Raw genomic sequence first — 16,814 nt, 5'->3', positions numbered from 1 at the left:
GGAGGAAATGAAGATGTTTAGCAGTATTTTACAATTTGAGTTTTTGCAAAATGCATTTCTTTCAGGTATTTTAATCGGTTTTATCGCACCTCTTTTAGGTGTTTTTGTGGTGGTCAGACGATTATCACTAATTGCAGATGCACTGAGTCATGTGACCTTGGCTGGAATTGCGGGCGGTCTTTTTTTATCTTCAAAAATATCCTTCTTTTCTTCATTGAATCCAATTTATGTCGGAATGGGTTTTTCTGTTTTAGGCTCACTTGTGATTGAAAAGCTGCGAGCTTTTTATAAATTTTATGCGGAATTGGCCATTCCGATAATCATGTCGGCTGGGATCGGTTTTAGCGTTGTATTTATCTCTTTAGCAGATGGGTTTAATACAGATCTTTTTAATTACTTATTTGGAAGTGTTAGTGCGGTTTCCAGGACGGATTTATATATTATTACTGGTGTTGCAGCATTGGTTATTTTATTGATCGTATTGTTTTATAAAGAATTGTTTTTACTGTCGTTTGATGAAGAATATGCATCTGCTTTAGGGCTGCCGGCAAAAGGCTTGCATCTTTTGTTTATTTTAACAGTTGCCCTAGTGATAAGCGTTTCCATGAGAGTTGTTGGAATTTTGTTAGTTTCCTCGCTTATGACCCTTCCTGTTGCTGCAAGTATTAGAATAGCAACCGGTTTTAAAAAGACAATTTTTCTTTCCGTTATAATAGGAGAAGCTTCCGTTTTAATCGGTTTAGTATTATCTTATTATTTAGATATTGCTCCGGGAGGAACAATTGTCATTTTAGAGGTATTGGCTTTGATTTTTTCCATTATTTTGTCAAAAGCTAGGAGGGGCAAAATATGAATGTCGAACAAGCTTTACAATATTTAAAAGAAAAGGGATATAAATATACATCCAAAAGGAAAGAAATGCTTCAACTAATTGCCGATTCTGATAAATATTTGACAGCTAAAGATGTTTTGGAAAAAATGAATAAGCGCTATCCCGGTTTAAGTTTTGATACGATTTATCGGAATTTATCATTGTTTGCAGAGTTGGGTATATTGGAAACGACAGAGCTTTCAGGTGAAAAGCACTTTCGCTTTCATTGTGATTTAGGACATCATCACCACCATTTTATTTGTATGGAATGCGGTAAAACGAAAGAGATCGAATCATGCCCAATGAATACGATAGAGGAGTATTTGGACGGATATAAAATTAATGGACATAAATTTGAAATTTATGGGTTATGCCCGAATTGCCATGAACAAACCTTGTGAAATTTGATCACAAGGTTTGTTTTTTTATGGGAATTCATGATAAGAAGGGATGAACTCGAGTTTTGTCATTTCTTAAAAAAAGAATAAAATTTCACAAATAGTAAAAAAATAAAGGATCAACATATTGCTTCCCGTCCTCTGATCCAACATTAGATCCTATTTGAAAACATTTCCATAATAATGGGAATTGATTTGCTTATACTATAAATGCTCCTATCTTTTGAAAGCGAGGGATATGGCAATGGCAAACAAAAATTTCCCACATGCCGGCAAATCAACTGAAATAAATGCCATTCAGGAAAACCGAAATTTTGAAAACCGGAATAATGAAAACCGAGATTATCTAGAAGAAACCGCAGCAGAAGCTGGAGCAGTTGAATCTAGAAATACAAATGAAACATATAATTATAATAATGACGCCGATGAAGCTGGCGGCCGCAATTTAGGATGGCTGGCGCTGGCACTATCGATTATTTCTTTATTTGTTTTGCCCGTTTTATTAGGAGCATCGGGTATCATTATAGGGTTTATCGCCCGTCGGCGCGGTGCGGAAAATCTGGGAGCATGGGCGATCGGAATAGGTATCGTTTCCTTGCTGCTTGGAATTTTCGTATTACCGTTTTTTTAACAAAAACAAAAAGCTTGGGGCATCCGCTCCAAGCTTTAAACTTTTTCCTTTTCTTGTTTTTTGAAATATTCTTCAGCGATTAAATCCACTTCTTTTTTTAATTCTTCGACCATTGTTTCTTCCGGAACTTTCCGAACAATTTTTCCTTTTCTAAAAAGCAATCCTTCGCCTCGTGCACCAGCAATTCCAATATCGGCTTCTCTCGCTTCGCCTGGACCGTTTACTGCGCATCCTAAAACAGCTACTTTGATTGGCGCACGAATTTTTGAAATATATTCTTCGACTTCATTCGCGATTTTAATGAGATCTATTTCAATTCTTCCGCATGTAGGGCATGAAATAAGTGTTGCTGCATTGGCAGCCAGGCCGAATGATTTCAGCAATTCTCGGGCAACCTTCACCTCTTCGACGGGATCAGCGCTTAATGATATACGCAAAGTATTGCCGATGCCTTTGCTTAAAATGGCTCCAAGGCCGGCAGCGCTTTTGATTGTCCCCGCAAACAAAGTGCCAGATTCGGTAATCCCTAAATGGAGAGGATAATCAAACGCTTTTGCAGCTTTTTCATATGCTTCGATTGAAAGCCGTACATCAGACGCTTTTAAAGAAACGATAATATCGTGAAAATCAAGATCCTCTAAAATTTTTATGTGATGCAATGCACTTTCAACCATTCCGTCAGCAGTAGGATAGCCGTACTTTTCTAAAATCCTTTTTTCAAGTGAACCGGCGTTTACTCCAATTCTGATTGGAATGTTTCTTTCTTTCGCAGCCTTCACAACGGCTTCTACTTTTTCCCTTCGCCCGATGTTCCCCGGGTTAATCCGTATTTTATCTGCTCCGCCTTCAATCGCTTTTAAAGCGAGCCGGTAATCGAAATGTATATCGACAACTAGAGGAATGTTAATGCGTTTTTTGATTTCTGGAATTGCATTTGCAGCCCGTTCATCAGGACAAGCAACACGAACGATTTGACAACCTGCTTCTTCCAGTCTGTGAATTTCTTTTACTGTGGCTTCAACATCATGCGTTTTCGTTGTGGTCATGCTTTGAATGACTACTTCATTATTTCCGCCAATTTGGATGTTGCCTACTTTGACTGGACGTGTTTTCGTACGATGTGTGATTTCGCCCACGTTTATCGCTCCTTAAATATAAATACGTTTGATGGAACATTTGCCATCCTATGATATTGTACCAATCATAGCCAAGCAATGACAAGAATTAAAAACTTTAACTAATTGTTATATAAGGGGAATTTGTATGTTTTTCCTGCTTGTATACTGTACACATCTTCATTTGAATTTAATTCCCCAAAATCTTTAATAATCTCTTCAATGCTTGCTGGAACAGGCTTATTGTGTATTTTTTCAACAATGGAAAGAACCGTATCTCCTTCCTTCACTTTTACCTCCATAAATTGTTCTTCAGCATGCTGTTCATTTTGTATGGAAGATACAGGTAATGTACCGTTTTTTAAATCATAATAAATAACAAAACTGAAAAAGATAACTAGTAAAGCGGAAAATAAACGTTTCATCTCTATGTTCCCCCGTTTTGTTCTTTATTAACATATATGTTTTTTTATGTACAAACATACCAATTATGTCTTTGCTGGCATACACAAGTGAAAAGTTAGCAAGTTCGGAGGACCTGGGGAGAAATCAACATCTCTTTTCTCGCTTGAGACAAGCTGCTGAAGCTGTTGCAAAGCGAGTTCGCTGCTTTTTTCGATCTTTCTTCCTTCTCAAATGGAAAATTTATACAGATTAAAGCTTTCAGGCAATGCGGGCTCAAATTTATGAATTCAGATCCTTTCCAGCTATTCTTTCCGAAAATATGTTCAAGCTGAAGCCAGTGCCTGAATTAATGCGAGAGGGAAGCTCAGTTAAACCTAAAGGGTAGAAGGGGCTGCTTTACGATCGAAGAGCATTTTGAAAACGTCCAAGATATTCTTCGGTTTAACGCATTCCCTGCTGTCAACAATGAATTCATGCATCAATTCGAAATTCGAGTAAACGAAGGGAGATAAATATGAGAGAGCATATCATCATTATGTTATTAGGGATGCTTCCGTTTATGATGGTGCTAGGGAATTCGATGCTGATCCCGATATTGCCGGAGTTTGGACAAGCGCTTGAAATTACAGCTGCACAGACGAGCTTTATTTTAAGCATATTTAATATACCTGCAGCGATCATCATCCCAATCGTAGGTTTCCTTTCCGACCGTTACGGCCGAAAAACATTTATTTTATGGTCGCTTTTATTGCTGATCATAGGGGGGGCTATCTGTTTTTTCAGCGGTTTTGTCAACAAATCTATTGCTTTTTGGACATTGTTAGCTGGACGTTTGGTGCAAGGGCTTGGCACAGGAGGAATATCGTCTCTAGCCATGTCATTAGCAGGAGACATGTTTACGGACGAAAAACGGGATCGAGCTCTTGCCGTTTTAGAAGTGTTCAACGGAACTGCAAAAGTAGCCGCTCCCATTTTAGGGGCTTTGTTAGCCCTTGTAGCATGGTATTTTCCATTCATTCTTTTCCCTATTATTGGAACTCTCTTGCTTTTTTTCATTCTTTTTTTTATAAAGACTTCTCCATCAGGCGAGGAAAAAATATCGCTTCACGAATATGTGCAAAGAATAGCTGATGTGTTAAAGGTGCAAAAAGCGCGATTGTTATCTCTTTACCTGTATGGCGGTACAAGTATGTTTTTGCTTTTTGGGCTGCTGTATTATTTAGCCTATTTAATTGAAGAGTTATATCATATCGATGGATTCTTTAAAGGATTTGTATACTCTTTTCCGTTAGGCGCATTATCTATATCGTCTTATTGGACAGGAAAGCGATTGGACTATGTAAAAAACCGTTTTCTTTTTTTATTGGTAGGGATGTTCATGACGTTTTTATCATTTTTCAGTTTTTTGATTTTTCAACAGTTTTCGCTATTTTTGTTTTTTATCACTATTTCATTTGGCGGCTTAGGTTTTGTGCTGCCGGTTATTAATTCGTTGATCATATCAAGTGTTGATGATGCAGAAAGAGGGATTGTAGTTAGCTTATACGGGATGGCGCGCTTTTTAGGGGTTGCGCTCGGACCGGTTGTTTTTAGCTTGTGGATTGGCAATGAACAGTTGTTGTTTAAGCTTTTATTTTTTATGTTGTCGCTCGTTCAATGTTTACTCCTATACGTATTTAAAAATGATTGGAAAATAGTATGTAGCAAAATGTGGAGGAATTTACAATAAAAATAAAAAAACTTTAAATTCCCTTAATAATCTTTTGTCATAATGCTGTTAAGCTTATAAAGGGGGAAATCATAATAGTGAAAAAGAAGAGAAAGAACATGTCGATAGGAGAGCGAATACCTCTATCTGTAAGATTGATTTTGTTTGCGCTCATACTTCTTATTAGTTCGATAACTGTTGTCGGTTATACTGCTTACCAAAAAGCAAGTGAAACAACTTTTAATTTGATAGAGGATCGATTAAAAAGGGAAGTATATATGACAGAGATTGCTGCCAGCAATCTTCTGTATGCTTATGTAAATAGCTCTGATGATTTTTTCGAAAGATTTGATAAAGAAGTCGTTCAAAGGCAATCCTCCCAGCTGATTCAGGACGGTTTAAATGCTGACTTTTTTTTCGTTCGAAATGAAAAGGCCACACCATTTTCGGTTAGCGTTAAAACAAAAACTCAAATCCCAACTGCAATTGTAAAGGAAATAACGAAAAAAAATAGCGGAATTATTCATAAATCTTTCAATGGACAAGATTATACGTTGGCCTTTAAAGAAATGCAGGAATTGAAAGGAATTTTTTTGCTTGCCGTTCCGACAGAAAGTTTTATAAAGCCTGTGCATGAACTAGCTTACAATACAATCTGGATTGGAATAATCAGCGTCTTTTTTATGATGGGAATATTGTTTTTAGCTGTCAGAAGTATGACAAAACCGTTGACGATTTTGAGGGAAAAAATGAGAAAAATGCGTGAAGGAGATATTCAGCTTGATTTAAACATAAATACAAATCTTCCAGAAATCCTTTCGCTCATCAAAAGCTTTAAGCAATTGGCAGGCTATTTGGGGATGATGATTCAAAGGATTAATACCACAACAGAAAATTTGTTTTCGACAGGCCGGAAGCTTAAACACTCTTCTGATGACGTATTAACATTACATACGAATCTTGTTGAAGCGATTGAAATGGTGAAAAACGGTGCGCAGCAAACAGCTTCAAGCTCTGAAGAAAGCGCAAAAGTATTTCATTCCATGAAAAATACAGTTCAAACTGTGCTGGAGAGAATAGAGCGCCTTTTCTCAAGCGCACAAGGCATGAACCGATCAGCCAACACGGGAGAACAAAATATGAGACAGATGATCGAATCGTTAAATCGCTTTGAAAAAGAGTGCAAAACTATGTCTAAAACGATCCAAAGTGTTCGAGATCATTCGACGGCGATTGAAAAGGTTGTGGAAATGATATATGCAATATCTGAGAAAACAAAGCTATTGTCATTAAATGCAACAATTGAAGCAGCAAGAGCTGGAGAAGAAGGCAAAGGATTTGCTATCGTTGCTGAGGAAGTCCGAAAATTGGCTGAACAGTCATCCAAAGCGACGGAAGACATAGCACAGTCTGTAAAAATGATGCATGATATTTCTCAGAGCGCTTATCAGCAGTTTAAGCTAATTTTGGAGCTTGTGCAAAACCATTTAGAAGTTGCAGGTAAATCGCGGCTTTCATTTGATCAACTAGTAGATGAGATTGGAAAAGTGAATGAAATATTGTCTGAAACAAGACACAGCTTACATACTTTAGATGATTGGCTCCCTAAAATGGAGCAATCTGCTGAAAATTTTTTATCAGTCTCTCAAGAAACGTTCGCCAGTGCAGAGCAAATGCAATCTGTCGCAAAAGTACAGATGGAACAAATTCGCGAAACCCATGCTATTGGACTAACTTTAATGGAACTGTCCGAATCTCTAAAGTCCACTACAAACAAATTTCAGTTTAAATCATAGTGCTCATAACCCCCTTAAGGCAGAGTTGGAAATTCTGCCTTAAGGGGTTTTTTATTTTATGCAGCTTTTACTGGTTGTTTCGGGTTCGGGATTTCTTTTAATACAAGATATAAAACAGTTATATGTACAAACCAGTTTATATAAAGAGCAAAGGATATATCGATGAGAAAAAAGTTCATAATGGCAAAAAACACGGTTGCAAGCGTGACGCTGTAGGCTGAAATAGTCCAAAGCTGTTTAAAATTTAATCTTTTTCCCATCCTCTTTTTAAACAACAGCCCGACAATAGCTAAAAACGTAATTTCCACAAATTTAGAAGTGGCTGACATCGCAAATAGTGTGACAGATATCACGGGAATGATAATCGGAGCAACTTCAGACAGCTGTTTGATGGCAGCTGTCAAATCCTCTTTTGTTATCTCTGTTTCCTGAAAAAAGTTATACTCGAGCTGCTGCATTGTGCCATTGGAAACGAAAACAAATTCATTCGATAAGATGCCGATGACGTTTTCCTGCCATTTCAAGTCATCCCTTGTGAAAGTTCCTTTTGGGTCAAAAATAATTGTATATTGATCATGCTTTGCTTTCACAACCGCATTTTCCTCGGATTTTAAAGTTCCGTTATGAATGGTGAATTCAGGGATTTTTTCATTTATCGTTTGGTCAAGCCCGTTTATAGCATTTACAATAGCTAAGTTTAAATATATGCAATTGGGCAGGGCGGCAAGAAAGGCCAATAAAAATCCATAAAGAATAGGTTTGCCGATTTTTTGAAATCTAGTAAGAGCGATTGTTTTTGGAGAGTATATGCTTTTAAAAAGGAGGACAAATAAATTCATTGATCGAAACACTTCCTTTTATAACATTTCTATTTGATTGTACCAATGAAACAAAAATAATGAAAATAAGTTATATAGGCGATTCGGCAATAAGAATAACAATTGTGAACAAAATGTAAAATTTTTTTGTTAAATTTAAAATATAAAAGTAACATGTGTGGGAGGAACATGTTAAAAATTAATTTTGTTTGCGGGGCATATCGGCTTCATCCATTATTATAGATAGAAGCTGCAGGAGCCTGCACCGATTGCAAAATAAAAAAAGTGGATTTGAAGGAATTTGGTAATGGGAAATATAAACGTTTCTTTTTCAAAAATGATTCAACTGTTAATACATTTGGAAAAATAAGGAGGTGAAACGAGTGGATGTAGATGTTCAAAAAATATTATTTGAATTTCTTGGCGGGATTGGAATTTTTTTATTTGCGATTAAAAGTATGGGAGAAGGTATGCAAAAATTCTCCGGAGATAAATTACGAGATATTTTGGATAAGTTTACGACAAACCCTATTATGGGTATTTTTGCTGGGATGTTTGTGACAATGTTAATTCAATCAAGCAGCGGTACAACTGTTTTAACGGTTGGTCTCGTTTCTGCCGGCTTCATGAGCTTAAAGCAAGCAATAGGCGTGATCATGGGAGCAAATATCGGAACGACTGTTACGGCATTTATTATCGGATTCGATATCGAAGCTTATGCCTTGCCAATTTTATTTATAGGTTCTGTTCTTTTATTTTTTTCTAAAAACAAAAAAATAAACAGCATCGGGCAGGTGATCTTTGGATTTGGCGCTTTGTTTTTTGGGCTTGAATTGATGGGAGACGGCATGAAGCCGTTAAGATCATTAGAAATTTTTCATGACTTGACTGTCAGCATAAGTGCAAATCCGCTGCTTGGCGTTGTAATTGGAACCGTTTTTACAATCATCGTTCAAAGTTCAAGTGCGACGATTGGGATTTTGCAAATGATGTTTTCACAAGGGTTAATTGATCTCAACGCTGCGCTGCCTTTATTATTCGGTGATAATATCGGAACAACCATCACAGCAGTTTTGGCATCAATTGGAGCATCGATTGCTGCTAAACGGGCTGCTTTGACGCATGTAATGTTTAATTTAATCGGAACGGCAATTTTTCTAATTATTTTACCAATTTTCAAATATTTTATCGAATCATTGCAAGCCCATTTGTATTTAAATCCTGAAATGACCATTGCCTTTGCTCATGGAATATTTAATGTTGTCAATACGATCGTTCAAGCGCCGTTCATCGGTGCACTTGCACTGCTTGTCACAAAAGTTATACCTGGTGAAGATTTAGCGATAGAGTATAAAGCGAAGCATTTGGATCCAATTTTTATTGAACAGTCACCAACCATTGCTTTAGGGCAAGCGAAGGAAGAAGTGCTTCGGATGGGTCAATATGCATCATTAGGGCTAGAGGAAACGAGACAATTTTTGATGACAAATCAGCAGAAGCACGCACAAATGGCGATGCAGCTTGAAGAGGCGATCAATAATTTAGATAGGAAAATAACAGATTATCTCGTATTGATTTCTGGAAAAGATATGTCGCAAAATGATTCGCGTCGACATTCCATTTTAATGGATACTGTTCGAGATATTGAACGAATCGGCGACCATTTTGAAAATATAGTGGAGCTTATTGATTATAAAAATAATAATAAAGTCACCATTACTGAGCAGGCATTGGAAGATTTATTGGAAATGTTTGAAATTACCTTGCAAAATGTGAAGGATGCGATCAACGCTTTAGATGATAACGATGTTGTATTAGCAAAAAAAGTATTGAAATCTGAAGAAAAAATCGATAGAATGGAACGCACTTTACGCAAAAAACATATTATCCGCATTAATGAAGGGATTTGTACCGGACAAGGCGGAATAGTATATGTAGATATTATCAGCAACTTAGAACGAATTGGCGACCACTCGGTGAATATTGCGGAAGCTGTTTTAGGATACCGTCAATAATCGTTTCAAGTGGATTAAATTGTTCATTGATTTCTAATTTCTAGGAGGATAAGCAAATGGATGTAATCATTTGGATTTTGATCATTGCTCTTTTTATCTTATCTTTTGTCGGGCTGCTTTTCCCCATTTTACCGTCAGCGTTATTGATTGTAGCAGCCTTTTTTATCTATGGAATTTGTTTTAGCTTCAGCCAGTTAACCATTTCATTTTGGGTTGTTGAAAGTATGTTCATCATTCTTTTATTCCTATCGGATTATTTGGCAAATATGGTAGGAGTTAAACGGTTTGGTGGAAGTAAAGCAGCCGGATGGGGAAGTACGATTGGTTTAATTGCCGGGCCATTTATCATCCCGTTTGTTGGCATTATTTTAGGACCTTTTTTAGGGGCTGTTGCGGCAGAGCTTCTCGTACACCGCAAAACATTTAGCGAGGCTGTAAAGGTTGGAGTCGGTTCTTTATTGGGGTTGTTGGCGAGCACAGTAGCAAAAGGGCTGATTCAGCTGTTGATGATCATTCATTTTCTTTATACAATATTCTAAATTAGCCATTGACTTCAACAGCTATTTAGTGATAATTTACTTATGTGTTTGAAAAAGGACCCTTAGCTCAGCTGGTTAGAGCAGACGGCTCATAACCGTCCGGTCGCAGGTTCGAATCCTGCAGGGTCCATAAAATTAGTCGAATAATGTAACCGCTTTTTTAATTGCACATTAATTGCATCATTTTAATAAGTTTGGTAATCTGAATATGAAAGCTTCAAGGCAGAAAGCATTTAGTACATATTAATCATTAAGGAGGAGATTCATTATGGCTTATGAATTACCTAAATTGCCATACGACTATGATGCATTGGAACCTCATATTGACAAAGAAACAATGACGATTCACCACACAAAACATCATAACACATATGTGACGAACTTGAACGCTGCTTTGGAAGGTCAGACTGAACTTTTATCTAAAAGTGTAGAAGACTTAATCTCTAATTTAGACGCTGTTCCTGAATCTGTTCGTACAGCTGTTCGAAATAATGGAGGAGGACATGCAAATCACAGCTTGTTCTGGACCATCCTCTCACCGAATGGAGGCGGCGAGCCAACTGGAGAATTAGCAGACGCAATTAACAAAAAATTTGGAAGTTTTGAAGCTTTTAAAGAAGAATTTGCTAAAGCTGCTGCTGGTCGTTTTGGCTCCGGCTGGGCATGGTTGGTTGTAAACAACGGCGAGCTTGAAATTACAAGCACTCCAAACCAAGACAATCCTCTTATGGAAGGGAAAACTCCAATTTTAGGCCTTGATGTTTGGGAGCATGCTTATTACTTAAAATACCAAAACCGTCGTCCTGAATATATTGCAGCGTTTTGGAATGTTGTGAATTGGGATGAAGTGGCAAAACGCTACAGCGCTGCAAAATAAACTGTTACAAGAGGCTGAGATATTCGAATCTCAGCCTTTTTTTATTTGTCGCGCCCAGCTAAGCTGTTATCTGCTAGTTGGTGTAAGTCCAACCCAAGTAAATGGCAGGACGTTCGGTAGCTGACAGGCAACTGGTGGAGAAACTAGACCTTGAAATCAACACAGAGATCCAAACTGGTCAACCTATGGGACGACACAAACGGATTTGACTTTCTGGACAGCCCCTTGAAATCAGTTTTCTACTCTACTATTTTTTGGAAATGACTGACATAATTCGCGTTTCAGCGGTTTCTGTGCATTTTTTTTGAGTCTGATCACTGAAAGGTAACGAAAACACCTTTCTTTATACATAACTCCCCTTTAGCTAGGAAAAATAGTAGTAGCAAGTAAAGGGGAGTTTTATATGATAAACGTCAAAAAATGGATTGGATCAAGAAAAACAGACCATGATTTAATGCTGCTGTTGATGATCGGCGGTTTTTATTCATTAAGCATTGCACTTTCGAATACGTTCGTAAATGTTTATTTATGGAAACAGTCAGGGGAATTGATTGATTTAGGATTATACAATTTATTTATTGTCATTTTTCAGCCGCTTGCTTTCATTATTGCTGGGAAAGTATCCAAAAAAATTGATCGAGTCGTTGTACTTCGCCTAGGAGTGTCCTTTTTAGCCGCATTTTTTCTAACCGTTTTAGTTTTAAAAGATCAAGCTGTCAACTACATGTATTTGTTAGGTGCAATCATTGGCATCGGCTACGGTTTTTATTGGCTGGCCTTTAATGTGTTGACATTTGAAATTACTGAACCGGAAACACGGGACTTTTTTAATGGCTTTCTTGGGATATTAACTTCCCTTTCAGGGATGGTTGGACCGATGTTAGCCGGTCTGATTATTTCAAGACTTACAAATACTATTGGGTATAAAGTGATTTTTGCAGTTTCGTTAATGTTATTTACTGTTGCTGTCATGTTGAGCTTCTTTTTTACGTCTAGAAAAGCTCATGGAGATTACATTTTATTGAAAATCATTCAAGAAAGAAAAAGAAACAAAAATTGGAGATTAATTACAAACGCTCATGTGTTTCAAGGATTGCGTGAAGGAACATTTACATTTTTCATTAATGTGTTTGTATACATCGTGACCAAAAGTGAGATGGCTTTAGGTACATTTAGTTTTCTAAATTCTTTCGTAGCCTTTTTCACTTATATTGTGGCTTCTCGGTGGATCACGAAAAAAATGAGGAAAAAAGCTATTCTAGCCGGCGGGCTTATGCTATACTTTTCCTTGTTTCTCATTTTATTTCAAATTTCCTATGAAAGATTGTTAATATATGCTATTGCAATCGGAATTGCCTATCCAATTTTGCTTGTTCCGTACTCTTCGATCACGTATGATGTGATTGGAAAAGGGTGGAATATTGCGCAAGCAAGGATCGAATATATTGTTGTTCGAGAAATTTTTTTAAATGCAGGAAGAATCCTATCGATCCTCTTTTTTATTTTTACAGTTGCTTTGACAAATGAAACAAAAACCATTCCTTTTTTATTGCTCTTAATAGGTTCAGGCCATGCGTTCATATATCTGTTTGTTAAACAAATTAGGCTGAAAGAAAGCAACCGCCCGTTAAAACAAGAAAAGCGCATACACAGGCCAAATCTAGCGGATGGAGAGAAGGGATAAAATAAATGCGGAATGCCGTTTACGCAGCATCAGCTGTTCTTTATACACACAAAAAACAAGCTTTACAAAAGCTTTACATTCTATTAAAACTTGTTTAATACTTGAAAGTTAATCTTATATACGTAAGATGAGATCACGAAATAATAGGGGGAAGTAACCGAATGAAAAATTTTAAATTTTTGGCGTCATCCATTATGATCAGTTCTGTATTAGCTTTTACAGCAGCCTGCGGTAATTCGGATGATGCAAACACAAATGGTTCAAACTCCGGACAGCAATCATCTTCAGAAAGCGGATCAAGCGAGCAAAAATTAGAAGGTGAAATCGCTATTGATGGATCATCAACTGTTGGTCCGATAATGGAAGCTGTTTCTGAAGAATTTGCTGCAGAACATCCTGATGTAAAAGCTCCAATTGGAATTTCAGGAACAGGCGGAGGCTTTGAAAAATTTACAGCTGGTGAAACTGATATTTCTAACGCATCTCGCCCAATTAAAGACGAAGAGAAAAAAGTTGCTGAAGAAAATGGTATTGAATATACAGAATTCAAAATTGCTTTTGACGGTTTATCCGTTGTTGTAAACAAAGAAAATGACTGGGTCGATAAACTTACGATCGAAGATTTAGCAAAAATTTGGAAAGGCGAGCCGAAAAAATGGTCTGACATCAACCCTGAGTGGCCGGATGAAAAAATTAAATACTTCTCGCCTGGTACAGATTCCGGTACGTATGATTATTTTGATGAAGTTGTTTTAGGCGGTGAGCCGATTGTAAAAGATGCGACATTGTCCGAAGACGATAACGTACTTGTAAAAGGAGTCGCTAACGATAAAAATGCAATAGGTTATTTCGGCTATGCATACTATTTAGAAAATAAAGACCAGTTGAAAGTTGTACCGATTGTAAACTCTAAAGGGGAAGCAGTCGAGCCGACAAATGAAACGATTGAAAAAGGAACTTATGAACCGCTTTCCCGTCCGCTATTCTTTTATGTGAACAACAAATCATTAAAAGAAAAGCCGCAAGTGTATGAATACGTGAAGTTTGCCTTGGAAAACGCTGGGCAATTGGCAGAGGAAGTTGGCTATGTAAAACTTCCGCAAGAGCAATATGATGAACAGTTAAAAACGCTTGAAGGTTTAAAATAAAAATAAATAGACTGGTTGGATGAGAAGCATCCTTGCTTCTCATCTTCCTATGGGCATGAAAGGGGTTTTCATGATGGCTTTATCTGCAGGAAAATCGGTTCGGGAAATGATCAAAGAGAAAAAAACAAAAAAATCCACGCGCGATTTTATGGAAAAAATGGTCCCAGCCGTTTTATTTGTTGCAGCAGCTATTTCCATCTTAACAACTATCGGAATCATTGCTACTCTTGCTACAGAAACAATCATGTTTTTTTCACGAGTTTCTTTTTTTGAATTTATCACTGAAAAAGAATGGTATCCGTTTTTAAAAGATGATGCCTCATATGGAATCATGGCTCTTGTTTCTGGCACGCTTTTAGTAACGGTTATTGCCATGATTGTTGCGCTTCCAGTCGGTCTTGCATCTGCTATTTTTTTGAGTGAGTATGCGTCAGATCGGACAAGAAGGATTATCAAACCGATTTTAGAGGTTTTGGCAGGAATTCCAACTATTGTATATGGTTTTTTTGCTCTGACGTTTGTTACTCCTCTCTTGCAAAAATTGATCCCTGATATTGGCTTTTTCAATGCATTAAGCCCGGGCATTGTTGTTGGAATTATGATTATTCCGATGATTGCTTCCCTTTCAGAAGATGCGATGAGCTCTGTTCCGAATTCCATTCGAGAAGGCGCACTTGCTTTAGGTGCGACAAAATTTGAGGTGGCTTTAAAAGTAGTACTTCCTGCTGCCACATCGGGAGTCGTTGCCTCGTTCGTACTAGGAATTTCCCGTGCGATTGGCGAAACAATGATTGTCACATTGGCTGGAGGAGCCACTCCAAAATTAACGTTTGATCCAACTGAATCTATTCAAACGATGACGGCTTATATCGTTCAAGTCAGCACGGGCGATGCGGGATACGGAACAACAATCTATTACAGCATTTATGCTGTCGGGGCCACGCTTTTTGTCTTTACAATGCTGATGAATTTATTAGCTCAATTTATCTCGCGCCGATTCAGGGAGGAATATTAACATGAAGTACATTGATCAAACGGTTGTTCGAAAAATGATGGGCAAAAGGGCCATGAAAAATCGTTTTTTTCAAACACTGTTTTTTGTATCTACCATCTTCGCTTTAGTAGTCCTTGCTATTCTGTTATACCGAATATTCACTCAAGGAATTAGTTATGTAACACCGGAGTTTTTCCAAAATTTTGCCTCTAGAAGAGCTTCTGCATCAGGAATAAAAGCAGCCCTGGTCGGCTCAATTTGGGTTATGGGAGTGGTCATTCCAATTTCCCTCCTGCTTGGTGTAGGAACAGCTATCTATTTAGAGGAATATGCGAAAAAAAATAAACTTACAAATTTTATTCAGGCGAATATTTCGAATTTGGCGGGTGTCCCATCTATTGTTTTTGGTTTGTTGGGGCTTACAGTATTTGTTCGGGGAATGGATTTAGGCAGAAGCATTTTGGCAGGCGGTTTAACGATGAGTTTATTAATATTGCCAGTTATTGTCGTGGCGGCACAAGAAGCGATCCGTTCGGTTCCGAAAGAGTTACGTGAAGCTTCTTATGGAATGGGAGCAACGAAATGGCAAACAATTTATCGAATTGTTCTTCCAGCTGCAATTCCTGGAATTCTTACCGGAAGCATTTTAGCTTTTTCACGAGCTATTGGAGAAACAGCCCCTCTTCTTGTGGCGGGTGCATTTGTATTTGTTAACTATTTACCAGAGAATTTATTAAGCTCCTATACGGTTATGCCGATTCAAATTTACAATTGGGCGTCGCGACCTCAAGCAGAATTTCAAAATGTAGCAGCTGCCGGAATCATTGTGTTGTTTATTTTCTTAATAGTAATGAATTCGGTTGCGGTGTTGATTCGAAACAAATTTCAAAAGCGTTATTAAATGGGTTTTCCTAAAAGGATGAAGGAGGTTTTTATTTTGGCAATTACTGAATTGAAAAAAACTGAACTGAAAAAAGAACAAGAAATTGTTTATGAACAAAATAGCGAAGACAAGAATGAAAAGAAAATCGTCTATAAAACGAACGGCTTAAATTTATGGTACGGTGATGATCAAGCTCTAAAAAACATTGATTTAGACATTTATGAAAATGAAGTAACTGCAATCATCGGTCCTTCTGGGTGCGGAAAGTCGACTTATATCAAAACATTGAATCGAATGGTCGAGCTGATTCCATCCGTTCGAATCAACGGTGAAATATTATATCGCGGAAAAAATATATTTGATAAATCTTATCGTGTTGAAGAACTGCGCACTCAAGTCGGCATGGTTTTCCAAAAGCCGAACCCGTTTCCGAAATCTATTTATGACAATATTGCGTATGGACCGAGAATACACGGCATCCGTGATAAAAAAATATTGGATGAAATCGTCGAAAAAAGTTTAAGAGGCGCGGCTATATGGGATGAAGTAAAAGATCGGTTGAAGGAAAACGCGTATGGCCTGTCAGGAGGACAACAGCAGCGTTTATGTATTGCGCGTTGTTTAGCAATTGAACCTGATGTGATTTTGATGGACGAACCAACGTCAGCGCTTGATCCGATTTCTACGTTGAAAATTGAGGAATTGGTTCAAGAATTAAAGAAAGATTACAGCATTATTATTGTAACGCATAACATGCAGCAAGCTGCACGTATATCTGATAAAACTGCCTTTTTCTTAAACGGAGAAGTTATCGAATTTGGCGAAACCGACCAAATCTTTTCTAATCCGTCAGATAAGCGGACGGAAGATTATATTACAGGACGCTTCGGATAATAATTGTTTTGAATAACACGGTTCATGTTGGAGGAAAA

At 37.5% G+C, this 16,814-nt stretch carries 16 protein-coding genes and 1 tRNA gene; 14 read left to right on the top strand and 3 right to left on the bottom strand.

Features of this window, described 5'->3' with window-relative positions; genetic code table 11:
* Positions 1-13 precede the first annotated feature (13 nt).
* From NSU19_RS13290 to NSU19_RS13280, 3 genes are all read left to right on the top strand, one after another.
* Positions 14-853 carry a metal ABC transporter permease gene (locus tag NSU19_RS13290; RefSeq protein WP_063388065.1) on the top strand — a complete coding sequence of 280 codons (840 nt, stop codon included), beginning with the start codon at positions 14-16 and terminating at the stop codon, positions 851-853.
* Positions 850-1,272 (top strand): Fur family transcriptional regulator, encoded by a 423-nt coding sequence (locus NSU19_RS13285; RefSeq protein ID WP_063388066.1) that lies wholly within the window; start codon positions 850-852, stop codon positions 1,270-1,272. The genes NSU19_RS13290 and NSU19_RS13285 overlap by 4 nt, the downstream gene beginning before the upstream one ends.
* A gap of 241 nt (positions 1,273-1,513) precedes the next feature.
* Positions 1,514-1,900, top strand: coding sequence for a hypothetical protein (locus tag NSU19_RS13280; protein ID WP_063388067.1), 387 nt, complete (start codon positions 1,514-1,516; stop codon positions 1,898-1,900).
* A 35-nt stretch (positions 1,901-1,935) separates the two neighbouring features.
* Here the strand turns inward: NSU19_RS13280 and ispG are convergent, their stop codons facing one another.
* Complete coding sequence (ispG, locus tag NSU19_RS13275; RefSeq protein WP_094246222.1) at positions 1,936-3,042, bottom strand: flavodoxin-dependent (E)-4-hydroxy-3-methylbut-2-enyl-diphosphate synthase; 1,107 nt, start codon at positions 3,040-3,042, stop codon at positions 1,936-1,938.
* Between the two features lie 95 nt (positions 3,043-3,137).
* Positions 3,138-3,440: a hypothetical protein gene (locus tag NSU19_RS13270; protein WP_063388069.1), complete on the bottom strand. Its 303-nt coding sequence runs from the start codon at positions 3,438-3,440 to the stop codon at positions 3,138-3,140.
* Positions 3,441-3,934: 494 nt separating this feature from the next.
* Here NSU19_RS13270 and NSU19_RS13265 point away from each other — a divergent pair, with 494 nt between their 5' ends.
* Both NSU19_RS13265 and NSU19_RS13260 read left to right on the top strand, forming a co-directional pair.
* Positions 3,935-5,149, top strand: coding sequence for an MFS transporter (locus NSU19_RS13265; protein ID WP_339196847.1), 1,215 nt, complete (start codon positions 3,935-3,937; stop codon positions 5,147-5,149).
* 77 nt (positions 5,150-5,226) lie between these two features.
* Positions 5,227-6,924: a methyl-accepting chemotaxis protein gene (locus NSU19_RS13260; RefSeq protein ID WP_144596781.1), complete on the top strand. Its 1,698-nt coding sequence runs from the start codon at positions 5,227-5,229 to the stop codon at positions 6,922-6,924.
* A gap of 56 nt (positions 6,925-6,980) precedes the next feature.
* On the opposite strand, the gene NSU19_RS13255 is transcribed toward NSU19_RS13260, so the two are convergent.
* A complete protein-coding gene (locus NSU19_RS13255) occupies positions 6,981-7,763 on the bottom strand; it encodes a DUF1189 domain-containing protein (RefSeq protein ID WP_339196844.1) in 783 nt (260 codons plus the stop codon).
* 362 nt (positions 7,764-8,125) lie between these two features.
* Between NSU19_RS13255 and NSU19_RS13250 the strand changes: the two genes are divergently transcribed.
* The 9 genes from NSU19_RS13250 (at position 8,126) to pstB (ending at position 16,776) form a co-directional block, all read left to right on the top strand.
* Positions 8,126-9,757: a Na/Pi cotransporter family protein gene (locus NSU19_RS13250; RefSeq protein WP_066247567.1), complete on the top strand. Its 1,632-nt coding sequence runs from the start codon at positions 8,126-8,128 to the stop codon at positions 9,755-9,757.
* A gap of 56 nt (positions 9,758-9,813) precedes the next feature.
* Entirely contained in the window at positions 9,814-10,296 is a 483-nt protein-coding gene (locus NSU19_RS13245; protein WP_063388073.1) for a DUF456 domain-containing protein, read from the top strand.
* Between the two features lie 56 nt (positions 10,297-10,352).
* A tRNA-Ile gene (locus NSU19_RS13240) sits at positions 10,353-10,426 on the top strand.
* A gap of 138 nt (positions 10,427-10,564) precedes the next feature.
* A complete protein-coding gene (gene sodA, locus NSU19_RS13235; protein WP_339196842.1) occupies positions 10,565-11,173 on the top strand; it encodes a superoxide dismutase SodA in 609 nt (202 codons plus the stop codon).
* A 403-nt stretch (positions 11,174-11,576) separates the two neighbouring features.
* The gene (locus NSU19_RS13230) at positions 11,577-12,857 is read left to right on the top strand and encodes an MFS transporter (protein WP_311066322.1); all 1,281 of its coding nucleotides are present in this window, start codon (positions 11,577-11,579) and stop codon (positions 12,855-12,857) included.
* Positions 12,858-13,018: 161 nt separating this feature from the next.
* The gene (locus NSU19_RS13225; protein ID WP_117016748.1) at positions 13,019-14,005 is read left to right on the top strand and encodes a PstS family phosphate ABC transporter substrate-binding protein; all 987 of its coding nucleotides are present in this window, start codon (positions 13,019-13,021) and stop codon (positions 14,003-14,005) included.
* A 73-nt stretch (positions 14,006-14,078) separates the two neighbouring features.
* Complete coding sequence (gene pstC, locus NSU19_RS13220; RefSeq protein ID WP_063388077.1) at positions 14,079-15,020, top strand: phosphate ABC transporter permease subunit PstC; 942 nt, start codon at positions 14,079-14,081, stop codon at positions 15,018-15,020.
* 1 nt (position 15,021) lies between these two features.
* Positions 15,022-15,900, top strand: coding sequence for a phosphate ABC transporter permease PstA (pstA, locus tag NSU19_RS13215; RefSeq protein WP_063388078.1), 879 nt, complete (start codon positions 15,022-15,024; stop codon positions 15,898-15,900).
* Between the two features lie 66 nt (positions 15,901-15,966).
* Positions 15,967-16,776, top strand: coding sequence for a phosphate ABC transporter ATP-binding protein PstB (gene pstB, locus NSU19_RS13210; RefSeq protein WP_063388174.1), 810 nt, complete (start codon positions 15,967-15,969; stop codon positions 16,774-16,776).
* Positions 16,777-16,814 lie beyond the last annotated feature (38 nt).

This window comes from Aeribacillus sp. FSL k6-2211 (assembly GCF_037966125.1).
Lineage (GTDB): Bacteria > Bacillota > Bacilli > Bacillales > Aeribacillaceae > Aeribacillus > Aeribacillus composti.
The sequence above is the reverse complement of the archived record's forward strand: the minus strand, read 5'-3'. Positions and strand labels throughout refer to the sequence as shown.